The sequence below is a fragment of the Ferdinandcohnia sp. FSL W7-1320 genome (assembly GCF_038050315.1).
GTDB lineage: Bacteria > Bacillota > Bacilli > Bacillales > Bacillaceae_L > Ferdinandcohnia > Ferdinandcohnia aciditolerans.
Genome location: NZ_JBBPAM010000001.1, coordinates 3,870,133 through 3,886,555 on the forward strand (window position 1 = coordinate 3,870,133; position 16,423 = coordinate 3,886,555).

Consider the following 16,423-nt stretch of genomic DNA (forward strand, 5'->3'; position numbering starts at 1 on the left):
AAGTCCCCTTTCTAAACCGTAATCCAGTACTATTATTTTAACATAGGAGGCTGGCTGGAAATGGTAGAGTTAACTGGAAATTGATATAAAAAGTACTGCCCTAAATTAAGAGCAGTACTTCTTAAACTACACCTCTAACAAATGGCCACCATCAAAAAAGTATAAATACTTTTCTGTAAGTGGTTTTCTCCAAATGTGTTCAATGGCCTTACTATATAATTCAAGCTGTACACGATAACGGTCTATAAGCTCTGGCTTTGCATCATCAAAGCTTCTGAACTTCCCAGTTATTGTATCTGTTTTATAATCAATCAGAACAATACCTTTATCATCCTCAAAGATACAGTCAATGACCCCTTGGATAAGGACATTTTCCCGCTGTTCATCAGACCAGTCCGCATAGGCATCAATAGCTGAAATAGCTACACTAAACGGAACTTCTCGTCTTACATTTTCAGCTGCAAGCATACGCTTTGCAAGATCCGATTTAAAAAATCCCAGAATACTTGTTACATCAATAACATCAGCCTGTTCCTGTGTTACTAATTCATGATGAACCATTTTTTGAATCTGCTCACGAATTGATTCTTCATTTATTGGTTCAACAAGGCTAATATGCTGCATAACCATGTGCATCGCTGTACCACGTTCTGCAGGTGTCAATGATTTTTGCTGCATGAACCTTGGTCGATCTGCAGAGCTCGAGCGGAACTTTGGAAGAAAGAGTGTATCACTTTGTTCATCCATGCTCTCTCTTTGTCTTTTGATTTCTGAAACAGATTGTTTGGAACGCTTATTCGCCGCAGATTTAAATGGATAACTCCAAGTTAATTGACGTTCAACTCTTTCTAAAAGTTCACTACTGACTGGAATTGGCTTTCCATCTTTCATTGCGGCTTCTATTTGTTCTTGCTTACTTTCTTCCCCAACCTCAATTTTTTGTAGCTCTACAGAAGGAATTGTACGAATCTCCCATTTTGCTGGATGATTTACGATGTCGGTTGGGATCTGGTCAACTGTTTCTTCCCCTCGTAACAGCATGGCATCCTTATGTCGAATTAAACCGTGTCCTATCCAATCTAAATAGGATTTTGCACCTGCTCTTAGATGGTCTGCAATTAACCATTCTTTGTTTTGAAGTGTGGCCTGCCATCTACCAATTTGCTTCTCTACATCCTTCACCGTACCAACAAGATATAGCTTCTCCTTTGCTCTCGTAAGGGCCACATAAAGCACGCGCATTTCTTCTGAAATCAGCTCTAGATGCATTTTCTTCTTAATCGCAAGCATAGGTAGAGTTGGATAGCTAATCCTAAGCGTTGGATTTACATATTTCGTTCCAAATCCAAGCTCTTTATCTAATAAATATTTTTTATTTAAATCCATCATATTAAATTGCTTCGAAAGTCCACCAACAAACACAACAGGGAACTCTAGTCCCTTACTTTTATGAATTGTCATAAGGCGGACAACGTCCTCTTGTTCCCCAAGGGCTCTTGCGGTACCCAAATCATCGCCACGATCCTGCATGCGTTCAATAAATCGCAAGAAACGAAATAATCCTCTAAAGGATGTCGCTTCATATTGACGGGCACGGTCGTAAAGTGCACGAAGGTTTGCTTGACGTTGCTTTCCTCCAGGCATGCCCCCTACAAAATCATAAAAGTACGTTTCTCGGTACAATTGCCAAATCAATTCAGATAATGAACCTGTTCTTGCTCTTGTACGCCAGCTATCTAACTTATGATAAAAATCGGAGACTTTCCCGTGTGTTGCATCATCAGAGGATACTTCCTCTAGAAATACCTTCAACGCCTCATAGTAAGGACTGTTTTTTTCAAACGTTCGAATTTTGGCAAGCTCATCAGCTTCTAGCCCAACAATTGGTGAACGTAAAACGGATGCGAGTGGAATATCCTGGTATGGATTATCAATCACTTTCAATAAGGACATCATAACGCTGACTTCTGTCGCATCAAAATAGCCGGTTGAAAGATCTGCATATATCGGAATGCCTTGTTGTTTGAATTCCTCCATAATTTGAGGAGCCCATGGCATTGAACGCATCAAAATGACAATATCGCGATACGTGATGCTCCTCATACGATTTTCTTTGCGATCATATACTTGGAATCCAGAGTAAATCATATCCTTAATTTGCTTCGCCATCGCGCGAGCTTCAAGCTGTGCTGTTTCAAGCTCTGCTTCGTCAAAGAGGATCAGTGGCTCTTCATCTTCCTCATTTTCTTCTGGCTCATAACTCGCTACTTCTTGGCCATTCTTATCAATTAACAATAGTTCTGCAGCCATCTGATTACTTTCTGGATAATCAGCGCCTAGCTTTAGCTCAGCATCATCGTCATATTCTATTTCACCAACGGCTTCACCCATGATTTGTTTGAACAGATAATTCGTTCCGTCCAAGACCTCAGCACGGCTACGGAAGTTTTTCGATAAATCGATTCTTAATCCAGTATTTTCTCCTAATTGGGTAAACCTTTTATATTTACTTAAGAACAACATGGGTTCTGCAAGTCGAAAGCGATAAATCGACTGCTTCACATCCCCAACCATAAACATATTTCCAGTTGCTTCTCCGTCTTTTGTAACTAGTTTTAAAATGGACTCCTGTACCATATTGGTATCTTGATATTCATCCACAAAAGCCTCTTCAAATTGGAGTCGGTATTCAAGCGCTGCTTCGGAAGGAACTAACTCGTCTGATGAAGTTCCATCTTTTCGTAAAATTTCAAGACAATAATGCTCTAAATCAGAAAAGTCAACTAGTCCCTTTTCTTCTTTTACCTTCTGAAATCTGTCACCGAATTCCATTACAAGTTCAACAAGCATTTCAATAGACGGCAGCATTTCTTTGATATTATCTAAATAGCTTTCAGGAGGTCGGCTGAACAAATCTTCCTTTATTTTTTCAACCTGCTTTTTCGCATCGTCCCTAAGCTTTGTTACCTGGTCCTTCAGATTTTCGTCATACTCATCACCCTTAACCGGCTTGGCTCTGCCAAATACAAGAGTTTGCATTTCATGATAAAGTGCCGTCCATGAGTGGTTCTTCGCATGTAAGAGGCGATGAATTTGTTCAAGGTCTGCTTCAATATTTTCTGCCCTTGGAGCAGGTCCTCCAGGCATTCGAATTAAGTCCATTGCATGTTCTAAATTAGCTTTTGCCCCCTCAAGCTGAAGAGTAATATCTGCTAACAAATATGGAATATACGGAGTTTGATCTAAACTTTGATCATCTACTCGGTAATCCTCCACAATTTGCTTAAGCCATTCATTAGGAGTAGGATGTGCTCGTGAAAATTCATATAGTTTTCGAATTATATTTTGCAATTCAACATCAGTACGGTCATTCGTAAAGCGATCAACTAAGTCAAAGAATTTCGTGTTTTCCAGTTTGCTGTAATGCTCTTCAAAAAGTTCTTCCATTACCTCATCTCGCATCAACTCTGCCTCAGTTGAATCTGCTATTCGAAATCCAGGGTCAATGTCAATTAAATAGTAAAACTTCCGAATGACTTCCAAACAGAAAGAGTGAATCGTTGATATTGAAGCACGGTTTAGTAAGCTAAGTTGGCGTCTAACATGTAAGGAAGCTGGATCTTCCTTTAATGCTTTTTCTAGCGCTTCTCCAATTCGATTTCTCATTTCAGCCGCAGATGCATTTGTAAAAGTCACAACAAGTAAACGGTCAACATCAACCGGATTTTCCTTAGATAATATTTTTCTGATAATCCGCTCAACAAGAACTGCCGTTTTACCAGAACCCGCAGCAGCTGCGACTAAAATATCTTGACCATTTGAGACAATCGCTTTCCATTGATCATCGGTCCATTGACTTCCTTCTGGCTTTGGTATGAGATTAGTCATGAATTTTCACACCTCCATTCCGAATTTTCTCGAGGATAACGTCTTTACTTTCATTTGGGAGTACTCGGTATTTATTTTCCTCTAAACTTTGATCAAACTGACAAACAGATTTAAACGAACAAAAAGTACAAGGCGTTTTATCCTTAAGTTTATATGGTGCAATATCAATTTCACCATCGGTAATCCTGTTTCCAGTGTTTTTAAAGACTCCCCGTACATGGTTGCGAAGATATCCCAATTCTTCTTCACTTGCCACTTGTGAATTAGAATAAAAGCTACCATCCTTCTTAATGGCTGCAGAGACAATTTGTGAGTAGCCTGTCCCGAGAGATTGGTCCATTAAACGAACAGATTCCTCATCCCCTAATAAGAGTCCTTTCATTTTAAATCTCTTAAAAATTTCCTCTTCAATTTTATCCTCAGACAGGACTTTATTTGAATGAATTAATGGATCATGGATATGGAAATATAGAACTCCTGCAGGTTTTGCAGCAGTACCAATCCAATCTTTTGAGTGAGTAATAATTACATCCAAATACGTTAGCATTTGTAGAGCAAGGCCATAATAAACCTCTGAGAGATTAAGTGCCTTTTGACTAGATTTATAGTCGATCACTCGTAAAAGCACACCATTTGAGCTTTCTGCTTTATCAACGCGATCTATTCTACCAATTAGTTCCATTGTACTGCCATTATCCAAATTAAAGCGGATTGGTGGAAGTGGGCCCTTCTTACCAAAGCCCAGCTCAATTCCTACTGGGGCAAAGCCACTTGCCTTCGCATGGTCACTTAAAATCTTTGATGCACGACTAATGATTTTTTGTAATTTATGCATGATATAGTGATAACGATTTGAGCTTAATAAAATTTCCTTCTGTAATCGTGGAGCTAATTCTTCTACTGCTTTTATCGCTAACTTGTCACATTGCTCTTTTGTTAAGTCCCGCCAGTCGATACCATTTTTTCGTAAAAAATCGGCAATATTCTTTAAAGCCGCATGGAATAAATCACCGATATCAGGAGATTCCAAGCGGAATACTTTCCGTTCTTTCAACTGAAGTCCATAGCTTGCAAAATGGGAGAAAGGACAGCCCTGGAACACTTCCATTCGAGAAACGCTCCCTTGAATATGTTCACCATATAGGGCATCCGTTATTTCTTTTGATAGCTTTTTCGGTTTGTTTTTATAAAATAAACTACTTAATACAAGCTGACTTTTATCTTTCATTTCATCGTGGTTTGCAAAATAATTGTATACATCCCACCATAAATCCTGAATTGGATACTGCTTTTTCCAAGCCTGTAATTGTGTTGCCAATGAAGATAAGGCAACATCAGGATTCACAATGTATTCTAATTGTTCTATAGCTGGTAACTCTGAAGGTTCATTCATGTAAAACTTTTCTTCTGCATTTGGGAATAAATCCTTCAGACGTTTTATGATGGGTGATGGAAGAAGTGACTTTCCTTCTTCGTTAGCTAAAGGATAGCTAATATACAAAGCTTCCTGTGGACTAGTTAGTGCACAATAAATAAGGAAATTTTCATCTAAAAGAGTCTCTCGACTTCCTGGCGCTAATTGTAAACCAGCATCACCTAATGTGTCTCGGTCTGATTCCGAAAATACACCTTCTTCATTTGGACGTGCAGGAAGGACACCATCATTCACACCGATAATAAAGGTACATTTAATGTTTGAAAATCTTGACCGTTCCAAGCTTGCCACAAGGACTTGGTCAATCGCAGGAGGCACTAGTGCAAATCGCATGCTTTCTAACCCAGTTTCAATCATGTTACTAAACGTAGTTAGGGAAACTTTTTCGTCACCAACGATTTCAACATATTGATCTAGTAGTTCTAAAACCGCATTCCACACCTGATCATTTTCTCTTGCCTCCGAAAGTCGTCCAGCGAGTTCTGCGTTCAACTTTAACTCTTCCATTTTTGCAGGGATTTCAAGATCCTCTAAATACAGAAAAAGTGCCTCGCACATCCCTCTACCGTCCTTCGCTTTTTGGAGACGTTTCCCTAGGGAAAGTAACGGTCGGGCAATCATGTCACGAAGATCATTTAGCTTGTCCTCATATTCACGTTCTTTGTCTGTTTGCGGAAGGTCTGAATCCTCCAATCCCCTTATGCGCTTATATTTCCATCGCTTATCATTTGTCCATTTATAGCCTTGAATCCCGTACTCAAGGACATAGTTTTCAAGCTTGTCCATGTCCTCTCGAAGTGTTGAAATCTCTTCACCAAAAGGATATAGGAGATCTGTTTTAACACAACGAAATACAGACTCATAGCGCCAATTGCTATTTACGACCTCAAGACTTGAACGAATCAATTCAATTAATGGATGATTTAACATCGATCGTTTTTGGTCAATGAAAAATGGGATGTGATAGTCTTGAAAGATCGTTTCGATAATTTCATGATAATCACTCGCATTTCGAATCATAATCGCAATATCACGATATCGATAATTTTTATCCCTGGCTAATTTTTGAATTTCACGCGCAATCCCTTCAATTTCAGCACGGCGATTCACCGCTTGGTTTAGTGTGATTGACCCCTTACCTTTATATGGAATTGTTGGTCTTTCATCAAAATATCTTTCTAGATGTGCTAAAGAAGGTTCAGAGGAGTAGCGATATTGACTTGTTAACAAAATGGGCTCCTCAACCTTTATCCTATTTTCTTGAGCGAATTGAATAATAGATTGATAGGTTTTTCCAGTCATTCGGAAAAGACTTAAATCATGTGGCGGAACTTCATACGCCTTATCAATCGTTAAAGCAATTGATACTTTCTTTGAGACTTTCATGAGCTGTCCTAAGACTTCAAGCTCCTGTGGGGTAAAGCTATGGAAGCCATCAATTAAGATTTCAGCTTCCTTCATATAGGTCGATTGAGGAATTTTTTCCGCTAAAAGTCGTAAATAATCTTCAGAGTCCACATATTTCTCAAATAGATGCTTTTCTAATTCATCATATAAAAGTTGAAGATCATGTAATTTATCTGAAAGTACTTTGTTATCAGGTTCAACTGTTTGTTTTTGTTCTTTAAGAATTTCAGGAGTAACACAATATCGTTTAAACTCCGCGACCATTTCTTCCATTTGAGTAATAAATCCATTTTTATCGGCAGCACGTGAGAAAACCTTAAGGTCCTGTTTTTTGGAATCAATAATCTTACGAAGCAGCATATTCACTCCAACATTATTCACATGATAACGGCTCATCCCCCCTGTTTCTTGCAAAACTCGCCATGCCAAACGAGTAAAACTGAATACTTGAGCTCTCATCATACCGCCAATTCCAGGGGTATTGATTAAATCATATTCTGATTGGAACGTCATTTGGTCTGGAACTAAATACACAATTGGAGAACCAGTAGGATCTTCAATAAGCTTTGATCGAATCTCTTCAAGACATGTGTATGTTTTACCTGTACCAGCACGTCCTAATATAAATTGTAGAGACATATAGTAACCTCCTAAAGAGAGAGAAATAATTCGTTTCATTCTTATCCTCTAATTGTATCAAAAAAAATGTCGAACAGTGAATTGTAACACCATCCAGATTCTAGAAATGTTCTTTTTCATAACAATAATTCCAGTTTAGGCATATCTTACAAAAGGGTGGTGGTTTATCTTGAAGCATTTATTTCTTGTAGCATTTTTGCTTATTATTACGGGGTTATTTGTTGCGGCTAATATCTACACATTTATTCCCATTTATCAAAGTATTTCAGATTCAATTCATATTTCTATTGAAAAAGCAGTACTTGGAGGAAGCATTTTTTCGTTTTTTTATGCTATTGGGTTACTAACCTTTGGTCCACTTTCTGAAAGGGTAGGCAGAAAAAAAGTGATTGTATATGGCTTATTCTTATCAATTGTTACGACTGGGTTAGTTAGTTTTTCTTTTAACGAGGCAAGTCTATATGTTTTTCGTGGTTTACAGGGGTTTGCACTTGGAAGCTTTGCACCGGTAGCGTTTGCCTACACATTTGAAATATTTCCAGTTCAACATCAGACCCTTGTACTAGCCCTTATTAATAGCGGTTTTTTAATTGCCGGAATACTCGGACAGCTTATGAGCTCAAGTATCACATATTTTTATGGTTGGGAGAATGTTTTTTATTGTTTTGCTGGTATCTATCTTGTTCTTTTTATTGGTAGTTTGTTCATATACCCCAGTTTACCAGTTACGAAAAAAGATGATGCATCCCTTTTACAAGACTTTTATAAAATTGTAAGAAACCCTGCATTAGTCATATGCTATATCATCACTTTTTCAATTTTGCTATCCTTTGTTGCGTTCTATGATGGAATCGGTCAATATTTAAATGAACAACATGGGGCCGACGAACAGACATTATTCAAAATCAGGGCAATTGGACTGATTGGTGCATCTTTATCCCTATTTACCGGAAAATTTGTACAACGATTTGGAGACCGTAGAACATTATTATTTGGACTAATCCTAGCTACCACAAGTCTTATTTTTCTTTTCATGTCCCAAACACCTGGATTAATCGCAATTCTAAGCGTACCTTTTGTTGCGTCAATATCTTTGCTCTTCCCTTCAATCATTTCCCTTGTAGGAAAGTTGGGGGAACACGCACGTGGTTCCGCTATTTCGTTATATTCATTTACATTATTAACCGGCGCTAGCCTTGGTCCAATCATTGCATCAACTTTAGATTTTCCTATATTACTAGTGATGCTCATTGGAGTATTTATTTTTAACATTGCCATGGGTTTACGTTTAAAATTTTCCTATGAAAAAGGGTACCACTAAACAGTGATACCCTTTTGACTATTTACTCGATCTGTTACAACTTGGGCAAAGCGCTCAAATCGATGTTCATCCATTTGCTGTGGCATTAGTTCAATTTTTAATGTAGCTGCTAAATTTGAGTGTACGTAAAGCATATCGCGAAATTTATCAACCGCCCCACAAAAATTTGGATAGCATTGATCCCCAGTACCAAATACACCCGTTACTATACCCTTTGTATGATTGTTCTCAAAAGCACGGTAAAGCTGAATCATTTCTAAAGGAATATCTCCATCCCCCCATGTATAGGTACCGATGATGACGACACCAAAGGATTCTAATTCGTAAAAAGGAAATTGTTCTACCGAATAGATCAAACACTCACTTGTATACCTTCTCATATAATGGTTGATGATTCCTGCTGCTTCCTCTGTGTTTCCTGTGATTGATGTATAAACAATGGCGACTTTCATTCTTATAGCTCATCAAATCCATTGGATTGGGATACTTTTGTATAGGTTCGTGATTTTTGCTCGAAGAAGTCAGATTTGGTGTCATTCATCATCTCATCACTAAATACTTGAATCCATGGCATTGGGTTTTCTTTTTCATCATACATATTTTGAAACCCTAGTTGGCGGAAGCGTTTGTTCGCAAGATACTCGACATACTCTTCAAACTCACGTAAATCGATTCCATCAATGTCTTTTAAGATATAGCGTGCCCACTCTTTTTCAAGCTCTACTGCCTGTCCAATTGACTTATAAACGTAATCTTTATTTTCTTCAGTATTCAATTCTGGGTTCTCAGATAAGAGAATCCGAACAAATTGCGCAATAAAATAGGCATGCTGCATTTCATCTCTTTGAATATAGCTAATCATCGTACTAGTCTTAAGCATTTTTTGTTGTCTTGCCAGATTATAGAAAAAGGCAAAACCTGCATAAAAATAGATGCCTTCTAGATTAATCGAATTAACCGCTAACTTAAATAAGTTTTCCGGAGTTGGCTGTTCCCTAAAACCTTCGTAAGCCTCTAGAATAAGTTGATTTCTTTTTCGAACAATTGGGTCCTCTTTCGCCTGATTAAAACGCTTATTTTGTTCTTGAAATGGTACAAGCGAGCTCAGAATATAAGAATATGATTCATTATGGACCGCTTCCTGTTGCGAAATTACTGCAAATATGGCTTTAAAACTAGAATCCGTCACATAATCCATGACCTGATTCATTGTTGGTGTTTGCAAACTATCTAATGATGCAAGTTGCGTGTTGATTCGTAAAAACACATCCTTTTCAATAGAACTTAGTTGGTCCCATTGTTTGATGTCATCCTGCATATTGATTTCTTGTGCTTTCCAAAAATTCGAAAGCAAGGTTTGATAGAGTGTATACATTTGTGGATACGCGATATCGTTCCAATTCAATATTCCCGAAGTTTCCCCATTAATGATTCCTGTTGATTTATTCGGAAACTCTGGATTAAACAATTTTATTTTTGTTAATGGCTGACTACTCATCAGCTTATTCCCCCTTAACTATGGCATAGTTCACATTCTTCAATTTCTGCTTGTGACGTGCTTCTCACATAATATGTTGTCTTAAGTCCATGTCTCCATGCTTCTAAATGAAGCTGCAAAAGGTCCTTTGCTTTAATGTCATGTCTTACATACAGGTTGAAGCTAATTCCCTGGTCGATATGACGTTGGCGTGCAGCATTTTGTCTAATGCTCCAAATCTGATCGACCTCATGACGTGCTTTCCGATAAAACTCATATGTCTTATGATTGATATCTGGTGCGGTAACTTTAAACTTAAAATTCTTTTTTTCCTCCGCATATTCAGCCGCATAAATGGGGTCAATTCCATCTGTGGAACCTCCAATTTTAGCTGTCGATGAATTTGGCGCCACAGCCATTAGCCAGCCATTGCGTATTCCATGTTTAGATACATTTTCTCGTAACATATTCCATCTGTCGGACAAATACTTTCTGCGGGTAAAATAGGTGCCGGTTTCCCATTCAGAACCATTATATTCACTATAGGCTCCTTTTTCCTTTGCAAGCTCCATCGATGATTTGATCGCATGATAAGCAATTTCTTCATATAGTTCATCAGCATATTGAACAGCCTCATCTGATTCCCAGTAAATTCCCTTTACTGCTAAAAGATGATGCCACCCAAATGTACCTAAGCCCACCGCCCGAAACTTCTTATTTGTGAGATCAGCTTGTTTAACGGATATCGTATTCAAATCGACAACATTATCAAGCATCCTAACCTGAATTCGAATTAAACGTTCAAGTACCTCGTCCCCAATAGCTCTTGGTAGATTGACAGATGAGAGATTACAAACCACAAATTTACCTGGTTTTCGAATGATCACAATATTTCCTTCATCGTCAATATACTCCTTCGTAATCGCAGTTGCGGACATGTTTTGTGCGATTTCTGTACATAAATTACTACAGAAAATCGAAGTACGTCCTGTTCCTAGAAGGTGCTTGTTTGGATTCTGGCGATTTACTTCATCACGATAAAACATATATGGTGTACCTGTTTCTAGTTGAGCAATCATGATCCTTGCCATGACATCCATCGCACGATAGGATTTCCGTGGTAAAAGTGGATGGTTCACAGCTTCCAAGTATTTTTCGGTAAAGTATTTATTATCATGTTCATCGTAAAAGTCCTCGAGCCCTAATGGATTTCCTTGCTCATCTCTCCAGCCCATGATTTGCTTTACTTCATGTGGACAAAAAGTTTGCCATTCCCCAATACTTCTGCCGTTTTCATCTACCTCTTGCAGCTTTTCCATAAACAAATCAGGTACCGAAACCCCCGTAAAGATGTCGTGAGCTTTACGACGTTCATCTCCATTATTTGTCTTTAAATCTAGAAAACCATTCATAATATCTTTGTGGAAGAGATCTAAATAGATGGCGATTGCTCCTTGTCGTTGTCCTAATTGATCAACACTTACTGCTGTATCATTGATAAGGCGAATCCAAGGAACGATTCCGGATGAATTTCCTTTGAATTTCTTTATGTCAGACCCTAACGCGCGAACCTTGCCATAGTATACGCCAATTCCACCACCATCTTTTGATAATCTAGCAATATCCCAATTGTTTAAATAAATTCCATCAAGTGAGTCCTCAACAGTATCAATGAAACAAGAGGACAACTGGCCAAAGCTTTTACCTGCATTTGATAGAGTTGGTGTGGCGACTGTCATATATAAATTACTTAATGCCCAATAGGCTTCTTTCACGTAAGTAAGTCGAACCTCCCTTTCCTCATGCTCCATTAATGTCATTGCAATTATCATGAATCGCTCCTGTGGAAGTTCGTAAATATTTCTTTCATAATCCCTTGCAAGATACCGATCCGCTAATAAAAATAAACCGATGTATGTAAACAAATGATCTTTATCTGGATCAATTACATCTCCTAGTTCAAGTATCTCTTCCTTAGAATAGGAGTTTAATAATTCATCAGAATATATTCCTTTTGATGTAAGTTCCTGTAGCAACTCATACAAACTTCCGTATTTTAGAGCCCTGTTGTAATTTCGATTCGTTGCAGCTTTTTCATACAGTTCATTTAAATAGAGATTAGCCGCTAAATATGTCCAGTTGGGTTGATCCATGGCAATTTTGTTTAAGGAATAAAAAAGTGCATGCTGGTTCGCTTCAACTGTATTAAAATTTATTTCCTGCAGTTTGTTTCGAATTTCGGTAGTGTCAAGCTGGTAGGTACTTTCTGCATATTCAAGCGAGTGTAAAATGGAATCCAATTCCCCTTGTGTTGTATTATTCATCTATTTCTCTCCCTTAACAATTTATTCGTTAAAATAAAAAATCCGCCCAATTCAATTGAGCGGATGAAACGATAACATCAAGAGAGCACAAGAGTTGCTCTACCTGTCGCCACCGTTTCATCTTCCCAATCCCCGAAGAAGGTGAAACATCTTAAGAAAAGACAGGTCTCCTGACTCATGCGTCGCTCTACTTTGAACCCTTCCCATATAAGTACCTTTATTTAAGTTATCTTATACAGTGGTCTGTTCATTTCGTCAGCATTTACAGTTGCGGGGGCAGTTCTGGATTTTCACCAGATTCCCTTTTAAGCACAAATGGCATCTTTTCCCCAAGGCTAAACACAATATGTAGTTGTTAACATTCAAATTCTATCAATATATACTATCACATTTAATAATAAGGGACACCTATTATTTTAGCAAGACAAAAATTGACAATTATTTCTCGAGAAATAATACCATGAGCTCTTCATCCCGATATTGTCCATTGTATTTAATGCCCTTTTTATCTACAGCAAATGTTTGAAAACCTAGTTTTTTGTACAATTCTTTAGCTGGTTTATTCTCCGCATCTACTGTTAAATATATCTGCTCGATTTCAGGGAGATTTACTGCCATTTTAATAGCTTCATTTAGCAATGCATTTGCAATTCCCTTGCCTCTTTTTTCATCATCAACATACATCGCCACAATATTAGCCCTATGTCTTATTTTTCGCCGTGTTTCCCTGACTAAGGTTACCATACCCACTAAATGTTCTCCTTCGAATGCCCCAAACGTTATTATTTCTTCAGATTGAAAACTTTTCTTGTACTCTCCTATTGGGTTATCTTTATTTTTTGCTTCATCATACGTAACTAAAAATGCATCAGGGTCAGTTGTTAGAGCTTGTAATCGCAACCTAAAATAGCTTTCAGCATCCTCTGGCAAAAGTCTTCTGATAAACAAAACGCACCTCCGAAAAGAACATTCGTTCTTGTATTTTGTATTATATTTAATTATAATGATTCATGAGGAAAAAATATACAATCGTGTATGATTTCTTTAGTAAATAGAAAACATAGTGTAGGGCAACTTGCTGATATTAAAAAGGAGTGTTTTGTGAATGAAAGGACAAGCGACACCTTATTTAATGTTTAATGGGAATGCGAAAGAAGCCTTGGAATATTATCAGGAAATATTTAAGGGCGAAATATTGGATGTTCAAACATATGCTCAAGCAGGCTATGAAACTCAGGATTGGGCTAATGACCGACTTATTCATGGTAAGTTCAAAAAGAACGAACTCTTACTAATGGTATCAGATGACTCTCCCGACCAAAGTGTATCCTTTGGAAACAATATCTCTTTAGTTTTGGAATTTGAAAGTGAAGAGGAAATTACGAAAACCTACAATGACCTAAAGCAAAAAGGCACTGTGTTCATGGAATTACAGGATACTTTTTGGGGGGCAAAATATGCAAAAGTAAAGGACCAATTCGGGATTATTTGGGACTTAAACTATGAAATGAAGTAGATTAAATTCCCCTAGCTTCTAGGGGAATTATTTTTTATTTCTTCCATTCATGTTTTAGCAGCCCATAAAAGTACATATCAAATCGCTTCCCGTCACGCTCTAGAAATTCTCTTGATGTGCCTTCTCTAACAAATCCCAACTTTTCATATAAGGCGATGGCCCTCTCATTATACTGAAAAACGGTTAATTGGATTCTATGAAGATTTAACTCTTTGAAAGCAAAATCCAACACGAGTTGCATGGCTTCGTATCCAAGCCCTCGATTACGGTTTCCTTCTCCACCAATTGCGATTGCAAGCCAAGCATTTCGATGTGGCCAAATAATGCTGTCAATGTCCACAAATCCAACTAATTTCTCTGTCTCCAATTCTTTAATCCCAAAAACAAACTCCTTCTCGTTTTTCTGCTCAACCCACTCTTTAAAAGCAGAAGGATGTTTAGGGAAAGATGGTAAAGTATCTAGATTTCTAAGAAACTCTTGGTCCTCATACCAACTTACAATAATCGGTACATCATCTTCTTTAATTCTGACAAGCTGAACCTTTTTTCCTCTTAACAAGCTGTACGTAATCATTCGAATAACTCCCTTATTTTACTAAGAAAGTAATTCAACAATTTTTGTAAAAATCCTTTAGAAATATTTATTAGGTCATTTAAATAAAAGAGGCTGGGACAAAACCCTCCTCTGAAATGAAAAAGCCTGTGGAATTTTACCATGAGTAAAATTTCACAGGCTTTGATTATTTTTAAATAAAAAATAAGGACATTCTTTGTTAAAATTAAGTTACCACACCAAATCCAAACAGAAAGAAGTGTCCTTATGTTTAAAGATTATAACATGAATCAATTAATTTTGCCTTTAAATTTAGAAGTAAAATTACAAGAGAATGATATTGCCTTCCATGTACATAACTTAGTTGAAAGTATTCCAGCTGAAGCACTTGAACCATTTCTTCGAAATGAAGGTTGCCCTGCTTATCATCCACGCATGATGTTAAAAATTATCTTATGTGCGTATTCGCAGTCTGTCTTTTCTGGACGTAAAATCGAGGCGCTTTTAAAAGATAGTATCCGTATGATGTGGCTTTCCCAAGGTTATGAACCGAGTTATCGCACCATTAATCGTTTCCGTGTTCACCCCGAAGCAATAGAACTGATTCGACAATGTTTCGTGCAATTCCGTTGCCATCTAGTACAGGAGAAATTAATCAATCAAGAAGCCATTTTCATTGATGGTACAAAAATAGAGGCGAATGCGAACAAATTTACATTCGTGTGGAAAAAGGCGATTGAGAAATACCACAAGAACTTAATTGAAAAATCAAATCAACTGTACAACGAATTACTTGAAAAAGAAATCCTACCTGAAATTGAACGAGACAATGATGAACAATTAACACTTAAAGAACTCGACCAAATGGTTGAAAAAGTAAATGAAGTCATTACGGAATATGACCAAAAAATTGAAACATCATCGAGCGTAGAAGAAAGAAAAGCACTAAGAAGTGAACGAAAATATCCGAAGCAAGTGCATAAGCAGCTGACTGATTATATTATACGGATTCAGAAATATCAACGAGATTTTGAAATCTTTGGCACACGTAATAGTTATTCAAAAACAGACCATGATGCAACTTTCATGCGAATGAAAGAGGATTATATGAAAAATGGTCAATTGAAAGCTGGTTATAATGTACAAATCGCAACAGAAGGTCAATACGCGCTTGCCTATAGTTTATTTTCAAATCCAACAGATACACGTACTTTAATTCCATTTCTAGATCAAATCGAGAAATATTATTTCGAATTACCGAAACATATTGTGGCAGATGCAGGTTACGGAAGTGAACAAAATTATGATGATATCCTTTCTAAGCGTAAACGAGAAGCTCTAATTACCTATAATATGTATCTGAAAGAACAAAAGAAAAAACATAAACAAAATGAGTTTAACCCAGACAACTGGCAGTACGATGAAGAAACGGATACATACACTTGTCCAAATCACAGACATCTTCCATTTAAATATCAATCTGAACGTACGGATAGAACAGGCTTTAAACGGGGATTTAAAGTATATGAATGCGAAGACTGTTCTGACTGCCCATTCCGTTCATCCTGTACAAAAGCTAAAGAAGGTAATAATCGAAAGTTAATGGTGAACGAGAAGTGGGAACATCAAAAAGAATATGTGAGAGCGAAGCTTTCAGAAGAAAAAACAGGTGCCATCTATCGTCAACGTAAGATTGATGTAGAACCAGTTTTTGGATTCTTGAAGGCTAATTTGCATTTCACTCGATTTTCTGTACGTGGAAAATCGAAGGTTGAGAATGAAATGGGCCTTGCATTAATGGCCGTGAATTTAAGAAAATTCACGGCCAACAGATAAGATTGTGTGAAAATTAATAGCAAAAAA

The 16,423-nt window shown here is 37.4% G+C and carries 10 protein-coding genes and 1 riboswitch; of the genes, 3 read left to right on the plus strand and 7 right to left on the minus strand.

The window, feature by feature from the left end; genetic code table 11:
• Positions 1-126 precede the first annotated feature (126 nt).
• Positions 127-3,888, minus strand: coding sequence for a helicase-exonuclease AddAB subunit AddA (gene addA, locus NST91_RS19135; RefSeq protein ID WP_341332402.1), 3,762 nt, complete (start codon positions 3,886-3,888; stop codon positions 127-129).
• Complete coding sequence (gene addB, locus NST91_RS19140; protein ID WP_341332403.1) at positions 3,881-7,369, minus strand: helicase-exonuclease AddAB subunit AddB; 3,489 nt, start codon at positions 7,367-7,369, stop codon at positions 3,881-3,883. The genes addA and addB overlap by 8 nt, the downstream gene beginning before the upstream one ends.
• Before the next feature lie 169 nt (positions 7,370-7,538).
• Here addB and NST91_RS19145 point away from each other — a divergent pair, with 169 nt between their 5' ends.
• On the plus strand, positions 7,539-8,690 hold the full coding sequence (locus NST91_RS19145; RefSeq protein WP_341332404.1) for an MFS transporter: 1,152 nt from the start codon (positions 7,539-7,541) through the stop codon (positions 8,688-8,690).
• Here the strand turns inward: NST91_RS19145 and NST91_RS19150 are convergent.
• The 4 genes from NST91_RS19150 to NST91_RS19165 all read right to left on the minus strand — a co-directional run bounded on the left by NST91_RS19150 (position 8,687) and on the right by NST91_RS19165 (position 13,439).
• Positions 8,687-9,142: a flavodoxin domain-containing protein gene (locus tag NST91_RS19150; RefSeq protein ID WP_341332405.1), complete on the minus strand. Its 456-nt coding sequence runs from the start codon at positions 9,140-9,142 to the stop codon at positions 8,687-8,689. The genes NST91_RS19145 and NST91_RS19150 overlap by 4 nt on opposite strands.
• 2 nt (positions 9,143-9,144) lie before the next feature.
• Positions 9,145-10,188 carry a ribonucleotide-diphosphate reductase subunit beta gene (locus NST91_RS19155; RefSeq protein ID WP_341332406.1) on the minus strand — a complete coding sequence of 348 codons (1,044 nt, stop codon included), beginning with the start codon at positions 10,186-10,188 and terminating at the stop codon, positions 9,145-9,147.
• A 14-nt stretch (positions 10,189-10,202) separates the two neighbouring features.
• The gene (locus NST91_RS19160) at positions 10,203-12,491 is read right to left on the minus strand and encodes a ribonucleoside-diphosphate reductase subunit alpha (RefSeq protein WP_341332407.1); all 2,289 of its coding nucleotides are present in this window, start codon (positions 12,489-12,491) and stop codon (positions 10,203-10,205) included.
• 143 nt (positions 12,492-12,634) lie between these two features.
• Positions 12,635-12,832, minus strand: a riboswitch (cobalamin riboswitch).
• A gap of 97 nt (positions 12,833-12,929) precedes the next feature.
• Positions 12,930-13,439, minus strand: coding sequence for a GNAT family N-acetyltransferase (locus NST91_RS19165; RefSeq protein ID WP_341332408.1), 510 nt, complete (start codon positions 13,437-13,439; stop codon positions 12,930-12,932).
• A 157-nt stretch (positions 13,440-13,596) separates the two neighbouring features.
• Between NST91_RS19165 and NST91_RS19170 the strand changes: the two genes are divergently transcribed.
• Complete coding sequence (locus NST91_RS19170; RefSeq protein WP_341332409.1) at positions 13,597-14,007, plus strand: VOC family protein; 411 nt, start codon at positions 13,597-13,599, stop codon at positions 14,005-14,007.
• A gap of 34 nt (positions 14,008-14,041) precedes the next feature.
• Here NST91_RS19170 and NST91_RS19175 read toward each other — a convergent pair whose 3' ends face one another.
• Positions 14,042-14,581: a GNAT family N-acetyltransferase gene (locus NST91_RS19175; protein ID WP_341332410.1), complete on the minus strand. Its 540-nt coding sequence runs from the start codon at positions 14,579-14,581 to the stop codon at positions 14,042-14,044.
• Between the two features lie 246 nt (positions 14,582-14,827).
• Between NST91_RS19175 and NST91_RS19180 the strand changes: the two genes are divergently transcribed.
• Positions 14,828-16,396: an IS1182 family transposase gene (locus NST91_RS19180; RefSeq protein ID WP_341331490.1), complete on the plus strand. Its 1,569-nt coding sequence runs from the start codon at positions 14,828-14,830 to the stop codon at positions 16,394-16,396.
• The last annotated feature ends 27 nt before the right edge of the window (positions 16,397-16,423 follow it).

Excerpts from the sequence above, each read along its gene's own strand:
- addB (WP_341332403.1), bottom strand. The coding sequence starts at position 7,369 with ATGTCTCTACAATTTATATTAGGACGTGCTGGTACAGGTAAAACATAC.
- NST91_RS19170 (WP_341332409.1), top strand. The coding sequence starts at position 13,597 with ATGAAAGGACAAGCGACACCTTATTTAATGTTTAATGGGAATGCGAAA.
- NST91_RS19155 (WP_341332406.1), bottom strand. The coding sequence starts at position 10,188 with ATGAGTAGTCAGCCATTAACAAAAATAAAATTGTTTAATCCAGAGTTT.
- NST91_RS19150 (WP_341332405.1), bottom strand. The coding sequence starts at position 9,142 with ATGAAAGTCGCCATTGTTTATACATCAATCACAGGAAACACAGAGGAA.
- NST91_RS19160 (WP_341332407.1), bottom strand. The coding sequence starts at position 12,491 with ATGAATAATACAACACAAGGGGAATTGGATTCCATTTTACACTCGCTT.
- NST91_RS19180 (WP_341331490.1), top strand. The coding sequence starts at position 14,828 with ATGTTTAAAGATTATAACATGAATCAATTAATTTTGCCTTTAAATTTA.
- NST91_RS19175 (WP_341332410.1), bottom strand. The coding sequence starts at position 14,581 with ATGATTACGTACAGCTTGTTAAGAGGAAAAAAGGTTCAGCTTGTCAGA.
- addA (WP_341332402.1), bottom strand. The coding sequence starts at position 3,888 with ATGACTAATCTCATACCAAAGCCAGAAGGAAGTCAATGGACCGATGAT.